We start from the raw sequence: 6,911 nt of genomic DNA, 5'->3' as shown, positions 1-6,911 counted from the left end.
CTCGTTCACAACGCTAAGTATGCCAAATTGCGTATCGATTTCTTGCACTTGAAATTGTCGTCCGTCCTAGTGGGGTAGGATTGTCGACGATTCCTGCAGCGGCGTCGAACGTCCGATTGTGGCCGGATGGCGAACTTCGTGCGGCCCCGTCCGGCCCACTGTTAAACTCGGGCGGCCAAAGCAGCTTTTCCCGGTCACATGAGCACGCAACCCACCGCAGCACCTGCAACCGTCACTCCAATGATGCAGCAGTACCTGCGCCTTATCTGACAAGGCCCGGCTCACAAAGCTACGCTGAAACCCACGCCCGCACTTTTATGGACGGGCCGTTACCGACCTATATCCGTCCTTCTGCAAGCACTGAGGCCGATGACAGCTTTGTGCCTATAAGGGGACGTCCGCACCGTCACATCGCTGATGACCGTCACCTCACTTCTACGAGGAGTGATGTAGTCCGGTGTAGTGCTCTTGCGCACATGTCGTTGGGCGGTTCTCCTATTCAACGAATCGGGGCTTTCGGGCACGACCGTTATGCGGTTTTCACAGAAGCTCGAGCGCCAGCGCGATTCCCTGTCCCCCGCCAATGCATAGCGTCACGATACCGTGCCGGCCCCCACCACGCTGCATCTGGTGCAATAGCCGGGTGGTCAGTACGGCCCCGCTCGCACCGATTGGATGTCCGTGCGCAATTGCTCCGCCCTCCACATTTACGATGTCTTCCGCGAAGCCGAGTTCACGCGAGCAAGCCAAGGCGATCGCCGCGAACGCCTCGTTGATTTCCACGCAATCCACGTCGGCGACAGACCAGCCAGCGCGTGCGATGGCCTGTCGCACTGCCGGAATGGGCCCGAGTCCGAACAAACTCGGCTCCACCGCTCCCACGCCGTAACTGACCAGCCGTGCCATCGGTGTCAGGCCATTGCTTTCGGCCCAGGCGCGCCCGGCGACAAGCATCGCAGCCGCCCCACTGTTCAAGCCGGGCGCATTGCCCGCGGTAATCATCCCGTCCTTGCGAAAAGCCGGCTTGAGCTTGGCAAGCGATTCGGCGCTGGTGTCTGGCCGGTTGTGCTCATCGCGATCAAAGACCGTCGCTCCCTTGCGACCTGAAATCTCCAGCGGCGCGATCTCGGCATCGAAGAGACCTGCGGCCTGGGCCTTCGCGAAACGCTGCTGGGAGCGAAGCGCCCATCGATCCTGGTCTTCTCGCGAGATGCCGCACTTCATGACGAGATCCTCGGTGTGCCAACCGGAATGCTGACCGCTGAAAGCATCGTTGAGTCCATCGAGCAGCATGCTGTCGAACAGTGTCACATCGCCCATCCGCGCGCCCCAGCGTCCCTGCGGCAGCAGGTAAGGGGCGCGGTCCATGTTTTCCATACCCCCTGCGACCGCGCAGTCGATCATGCCGGCCCAGATTTCGTTGGCCGCGCTGGCAATTGCCTGCGCGCCTGACCCACACACGCGGTTAACCGTGAGCGCGGGAACTTCGACCGGCAAGCCTCCAGCGATGCCAGCCTGCCGTGCCGGGTTCATTTTCACACCCGCCTGAATGACGTTGCCCATGACCAGCGATTGAATCTTGGCAGGCGGCAATCCGGCGCGCTTGAGGCTTTCGCGGATAACGGCAGCGCCAAGCGTTGGTGCCGCTACGTCCTTGAGCGTCCCACCATAAGTTCCTATCGCGGTGCGTACCGGGCTGCACAAGACGACGTCAACGTTGCTCATGGCATTACTCCTCAAAGGAATCGTACGAACTCAGGGTGGTACGGCAGATCGTGCCCGCAATGCGGTTGCGGGGGGATGCTGTCAAAGACGGTGCCGTATTTCTTCAAGTTTGGATGCCGCAATCCTGTACGGAGGCGTGGTCATCGGGACAGGTCTGTTCGCGGACGAAATGTGCCTTTCATGATGTCCAGGGGCGGTCCTAGCCATCTTGACGTGTATCAACGCGCCCACCATCATCGCCCGGCAACCTGAATCACGGTGATGAACGAGCCACCATCAGCGACAGATCAGGGAGGCTGCCTTGAAAAACATCGATCGGTATTACGGGGCCGTCGCGTGGACGGTGCGGCTCCTCTCCATCGTGTCTGCGGTCGCAGTCGCTGCGATTGCCATGAATTCACGTAGTCGCGATCGCGTCATGCCGGTATCCACCCGGTAGAGCGAAGAAGCGCGTGCCCGCCGTATGATTTCACTCAACCGTCGAACAGGATGCCGGCGCCAGGCTCCGGCACGATTCCAGTTGGGATATTCCATGAAACGCCGTTCAGCAACAGTCGTCGCTGCATCGATTCTGGTCCTGCTCGGCATGGCGGTTGTTTCGCCGTTCGCCCTTGCCGATGCCACCGCACGCCAGAAGGAGGTCGCCCAACACGGCGCGGACGTCATGCTGTTCTCGCTCGCGGCCACCACCCACATCTTCACGAAGACGGCCGACGGCGGCATCCAGCGGGTCGTCACGAAGCGCCCCGACGCGCGGCAGACCGCGCTGATCCGCAGACATCTCGCCGCGATCGCCCGTCGCTTCTCGGCGGGAGACTTTGGCGCGCCCGAGCAGATCCACGGCAACGACATGCCGGGCCTCGCTGTATTGCGTGCGGCCCGACGCGGTGAGCTGACTATCGACTATCACGACGTGCGCCGCGGCGGCGAAATCGTGTATCGAAGCGAGCAGCCTCGTCTTGTCGCCGCGCTGCACGACTGGTTCGATGCCCAACTGTCCGACCACGGACACGACGCGATGGCCGGGCACGATCCGGGCGCGATGCATCACCATCCGGCAAACGCTTCGACGCCATGAACGCAGCGGAGGATTGAAATGAGTACGCCGATTGAGGACATTCGCCGGGCAACCGCCACGGACTTCGACCATATCCGCGCGTTGCTGGATACCTGCGGGCTACCGGCGAGCGACCTCACGGCACGGAGCCTCGACGGCTTCCACGTCGCCGTGCGCGACGCCGGGATCGTCGGGGTGGCGGGACTGGAACAAGCCGGCGACGCGGCCCTGTTGCGTTCGATCGCCGTTCACCCGCGCCTGCGCGCATCCGGTCTGGGTACCCGTCTTATCGACGCTTCCGTTGCGCTAGCGCAAACGCGATCGCTGCGCGCGCTTTACCTTATTCCGAATGATGAGGCCGCCCGCACCTTCTTTGCGCGGCGCGCCTTCACGCAGATCGAGCGAACCCAAGTTCCCGAGCTGATTCGCGGTCTGCCCGAATTCACGCACCTTTGCCCGCAGACGCATCCGTGCTTGTGGAAACCGCTGAATCCCGATTGTTCCGAGGCCCTGCCATGAAGAAACTCGAAGTGTTCGATCCCGCGATGTGTTGCTCGACGGGTGTTTGCGGTGTCGATGTGGACCCCGTGCTGGCGCAATTCGCCGCGGACCTGAAATGGGTCGAGGCACACGGCGTCACCGTGTCCCGCTACAACCTGGGCCAGGAACCGCAGGCGTTCGCCGCCAACTCCGCGGTGGTCAAGGAAATGGAAGCCGGCATGGAACGACTGCCGATCCTCGTGATCGATGGTCACATCGTATCGACGGGCATGTATCCGTCGCGCCAGCAGCTTGTGCGGAAACTCGGCATCGCGCTGACCACGGCGGAAAAACCGCACATCAAGGCCGGCAGCTGCCGCGCGCCGGGCTCAGGCTGTTGCTAGAGAGCGACCATGTCCCTGCCTGAAACGCAAACCCGATATCTCTTTTTCACCGGAAAAGGCGGCGTCGGCAAGACTTCGCTTTCCTGTGCCACCGGTCTCGCCATGGCACATGCCGGCAAGCGGGTGCTCATCGTCAGCACGGACCCGGCCTCCAATCTCGACGAGGTACTCGGCGTCAGCTTGAGTCAGTTGCCGACGCCGGTGCCTGGCGCGCCGGGCCTGTTCGCGTTGAATATCGACCCCGAAGCGGCCGCGCATGCCTACCGTGAAAGAATGGTCGGACCCTATCGCGGCGTCTTGCCCACGACGGCGATCCGCAATATGGAAGAGCAGTTTTCCGGCGCCTGCACGGTCGAGATTGCGGCCTTTGATGAATTCTCCAAACTGCTCGGCGACCCGGCCGCGACGGCCGATTTCGATCACGTAATTTTCGATACGGCGCCGACGGGGCACACGCTGCGCCTCCTGACCTTGCCTTCAGCGTGGAACGAGTTCATCTCGTCGTCGACGGGCGGTGCCTCCTGCCTCGGGCCGTTAGCCGGACTGGAAAAGCAGAAGGCGCTGTACGCGGCGACCGTCGAACGCCTGTCGAGCGCAGCGCAAACGACCGTCGTCCTGGTGAGCCGGCCCGAAGTCGCCGCACTGCGCGAAGCGAATCGCACGCGGCACGAGCTGGCCGAACTCGGCATTCGCAACCTGGTGCTGGCGATCAACGGCCTCTTCGCCACAGACCGCACCGACGACGCGATTGCGACCGCCATGGCGCAACGCGCGCAACAGGCACTGGCCGACATGCCGTGCGAGTTGGCTGGCTTACCGCAGACGCGCATTCCGTTTCTGCCGCGCGGCACGGTCGGGCTGGACGCGCTGTGCGACATGGCGCATCCCGAGCGCGTGCGCATGCCGACCGAACGCCGGATGCCCGAAACCATCTTGCCGCCGGGCCTGGGCGGCCTCGTCGATGAGCTGTCAGCGGCGGGCCACGGCGTGATCATGACGATGGGCAAAGGCGGCGTGGGCAAGACCACGGTAGCGGCGGCAATCGCAGTCGCGCTGGCGGGCCGCGGACACGACGTGATCCTCTCGACCACCGACCCGGCCTCGCATGTGGCCGCGACCGTCGATGGCGTCGTGCCTCGGCTAAGCGTCACGCGCATCGACCCGGTGCGCGAAGTGCAGCAGTACACCGAAGAAGTGCTGGGCAAAGCGGCATCCCATCTCGATGCGGGCGGCCGGGCGATGCTCGAAGAAGATCTGCGCTCGCCCTGCACGGAGGAAATCGCCGTCTTCAGGGCTTTCGCGCGCACGGTCGATCAAGGCAAGTCAGGCTTTGTGGTGCTGGACACCGCGCCGACCGGGCACACCATTCTGCTGCTGGACGCAGCAGAGGCCTATCACCGCGAAGTGATGCGCACCCAGGGCGACATGCCGGAGTCGGTCCGCCAGCTGCTGCCGCGCTTGCGCGACCCGAACTACAGCCGGATTCTCATCGTCACGTTGCCGGAAGCGACGCCCGTTCACGAAGCGGAACGGCTGAGCGCCGACCTCGCGCGCGCGGGAATTACGCCGTACGCGTGGGTCATCAACCAGTCGTTGCTGGCGAGCGGTACGACCGACCCGATGCTGTGCCAGCGGGGCACTTACGAGGTGCCGTTCGTGCGCCGCGTGGCGGACGATCTGGCGCAGCGCACCGCGCTCATTCCGTGGCTCGCCGAGGCACCGGTCGGGCCAGCCGGCCTCGAGCACGTGATTACGTCGCGGGCCACCAAGTAGTGCAGTGCACCGTCCACCGCCTTTAAGCTCAATGGGCCGCGTGACCGCCGGAATTCGTATCAGGAGATGGGACGAAAGCGCATGCCTGCAGACCTTGATGTTGTAGTCATCGGCGGTGGCCAGGCCGGGCTTGCCACCGCCTACTTCCTGCGTCGTGCGGGGCTCGACTATCTCGTGCTGGATAACCAGAGCGCCCCAGGAGGCGCATGGCGACATACCTGGGACTCGCTACATCTGTTTTCGCCGGCGCAATGGAGTTCGCTGCCAGGCTGGCAGATGCCCGTATCGCGCGACACGTACCCGTCGCGCAACGAGGTCATCGACTATCTGGCGCGATATGAGGAGCGTTATCACATACCTGTCCGGCGCACAGTTCATGTCGAATCCGTTTCACGGGTTCAGGGTGGCTTGCTGGTCGGTACCGATCACGGGGAATGGCTCGCCAGGGCGGTCGTGAGTGCAACCGGTACCTGGAGCGCACCGTATGTACCCGACTATCCTGGACGCGAGATCTTTCGTGGTCGTCAGATGCATTCGGCGCAGTATCGCAATCCGGACGACCTGCGCGGACGATCCGTGCTGGTAGTGGGTGGCGGCAACTCGGGCGCACAGATCCTGGCGGAGGTGTCAACGGTCTGCAACGCTACGTGGGTGACGCTGCAGGAACCTGATTTTCTTCCGGACGACGTGGATGGCCGGGTCTTGTTCGAACGCGCGACCGCCAAATGGCAGGCTCTACGCGATGGGCACACGATCACGGCACCAGTAGGTGGTTTGGGCGACATCGTCATGGTGCCTCCTGTACGGGAGGCGCGTGTGCGAGGCGTGCTGCATGCAATACGTCCGTTCAGCCGATTCGACACGGATGGCGTCGTCTGGAGCGACGGCAGGCATTCCCGCATCGATGTCGTGATCTGGTGCACCGGGTTCCGCCCCGCACTCAAACATCTTGACCCGCTACGGATCCGTGACGTCGAGGGCTTGCCGGGGACAGATGGGACGCACGCCAGAGACGAAAAACGCTTGTGGCTGGTCGGCTACGGCGAGTGGTGCGGGGCCGCCTCGGCTACGCTCATCGGTGTAATGCGTGGCGCGCGGGAAGCGGCGTATGGCATAGCCCAATATCTGCATCCCATACAACCGAGCAACGGGTCGGCACCGTAGCCGACGAGGCATCGCAAATCAGGCATCGTCCCTTTTACCTGCCACGCCACATCTCGGTCATGTGGCAGGCGCTTGGGGAATCGATGCCGAGCCGCAGTTTCCGAGGTGCCTCGCGCAGGGCATGATGAAGACAAATTTTAAGAAAAAAATGGGGCCGTTCCTTTGCTTTGATCGGATACTCGCATCATCATCTGGTGTTGCTGGCGACTGACCGGCCTCAGCCGAAAACAGTCGTCAACGCCCTCTCCACTCGCCCGACGAGATTGCATGTCCGGCCATATTGACCGAGTTCCGACACGCTTGCACTG

Annotated in this window: 6 protein-coding genes; 5 read left to right on the top strand and 1 reads right to left on the bottom strand. The window is 63.1% G+C overall.

Annotation, left to right across the window (positions count from 1 at the left end):
- Positions 1 to 540: 540 nt before the first annotated feature.
- The gene (locus HWX25_RS13905) at positions 541 to 1,725 is read right to left on the bottom strand and encodes an acetyl-CoA C-acetyltransferase (RefSeq protein ID WP_175908854.1); all 1,185 of its coding nucleotides are present in this window, start codon (positions 1,723 to 1,725) and stop codon (positions 541 to 543) included.
- A 532-nt stretch (positions 1,726 to 2,257) separates the two neighbouring features.
- Here HWX25_RS13905 and HWX25_RS13900 point away from each other — a divergent pair.
- The 5 genes from HWX25_RS13900 (at position 2,258) to HWX25_RS13880 (ending at position 6,603) form a co-directional block, all read left to right on the top strand.
- Positions 2,258 to 2,803, top strand: a complete 546-nt coding sequence (locus tag HWX25_RS13900; RefSeq protein WP_175908853.1) for an aspartate carbamoyltransferase — start codon at positions 2,258 to 2,260, stop codon at positions 2,801 to 2,803.
- 18 nt (positions 2,804 to 2,821) lie between these two features.
- Complete coding sequence (locus HWX25_RS13895) at positions 2,822 to 3,301, top strand: GNAT family N-acetyltransferase (RefSeq protein ID WP_175908852.1); 480 nt, start codon at positions 2,822 to 2,824, stop codon at positions 3,299 to 3,301.
- The gene (gene arsD / locus HWX25_RS13890; RefSeq protein ID WP_175908851.1) at positions 3,298 to 3,666 is read left to right on the top strand and encodes an arsenite efflux transporter metallochaperone ArsD; all 369 of its coding nucleotides are present in this window, start codon (positions 3,298 to 3,300) and stop codon (positions 3,664 to 3,666) included. Before HWX25_RS13895 ends, arsD begins: the two co-directional genes overlap by 4 nt.
- A 9-nt stretch (positions 3,667 to 3,675) precedes the next feature.
- Positions 3,676 to 5,439: an arsenical pump-driving ATPase gene (gene arsA / locus HWX25_RS13885; protein ID WP_175908850.1), complete on the top strand. Its 1,764-nt coding sequence runs from the start codon at positions 3,676 to 3,678 to the stop codon at positions 5,437 to 5,439.
- 81 nt (positions 5,440 to 5,520) lie between these two features.
- Complete coding sequence (locus HWX25_RS13880) at positions 5,521 to 6,603, top strand: ArsO family NAD(P)H-dependent flavin-containing monooxygenase (protein WP_175908849.1); 1,083 nt, start codon at positions 5,521 to 5,523, stop codon at positions 6,601 to 6,603.
- The last annotated feature ends 308 nt before the right edge of the window (positions 6,604 to 6,911 follow it).

This window comes from Burkholderia sp. BCC1640 (genome assembly GCF_902833125.1).
Classification (GTDB): Bacteria; Pseudomonadota; Gammaproteobacteria; order Burkholderiales; family Burkholderiaceae; genus Burkholderia; species Burkholderia diffusa.
The sequence above is the reverse complement of the archived record's forward strand: the minus strand, read 5'-3'. Positions and strand labels throughout refer to the sequence as shown.

Coding starts and splice junctions, on each gene's coding strand:
- HWX25_RS13905 (WP_175908854.1), bottom strand. CDS start 1,725: ATGAGCAACGTTGACGTCGTCTTGTGCAGCCCGGTACGCACCGCGATA.
- HWX25_RS13900 (WP_175908853.1), top strand. CDS start 2,258: ATGAAACGCCGTTCAGCAACAGTCGTCGCTGCATCGATTCTGGTCCTG.
- HWX25_RS13895 (WP_175908852.1), top strand. CDS start 2,822: ATGAGTACGCCGATTGAGGACATTCGCCGGGCAACCGCCACGGACTTC.
- arsD (WP_175908851.1), top strand. CDS start 3,298: ATGAAGAAACTCGAAGTGTTCGATCCCGCGATGTGTTGCTCGACGGGT.
- arsA (WP_175908850.1), top strand. CDS start 3,676: ATGTCCCTGCCTGAAACGCAAACCCGATATCTCTTTTTCACCGGAAAA.
- HWX25_RS13880 (WP_175908849.1), top strand. CDS start 5,521: ATGCCTGCAGACCTTGATGTTGTAGTCATCGGCGGTGGCCAGGCCGGG.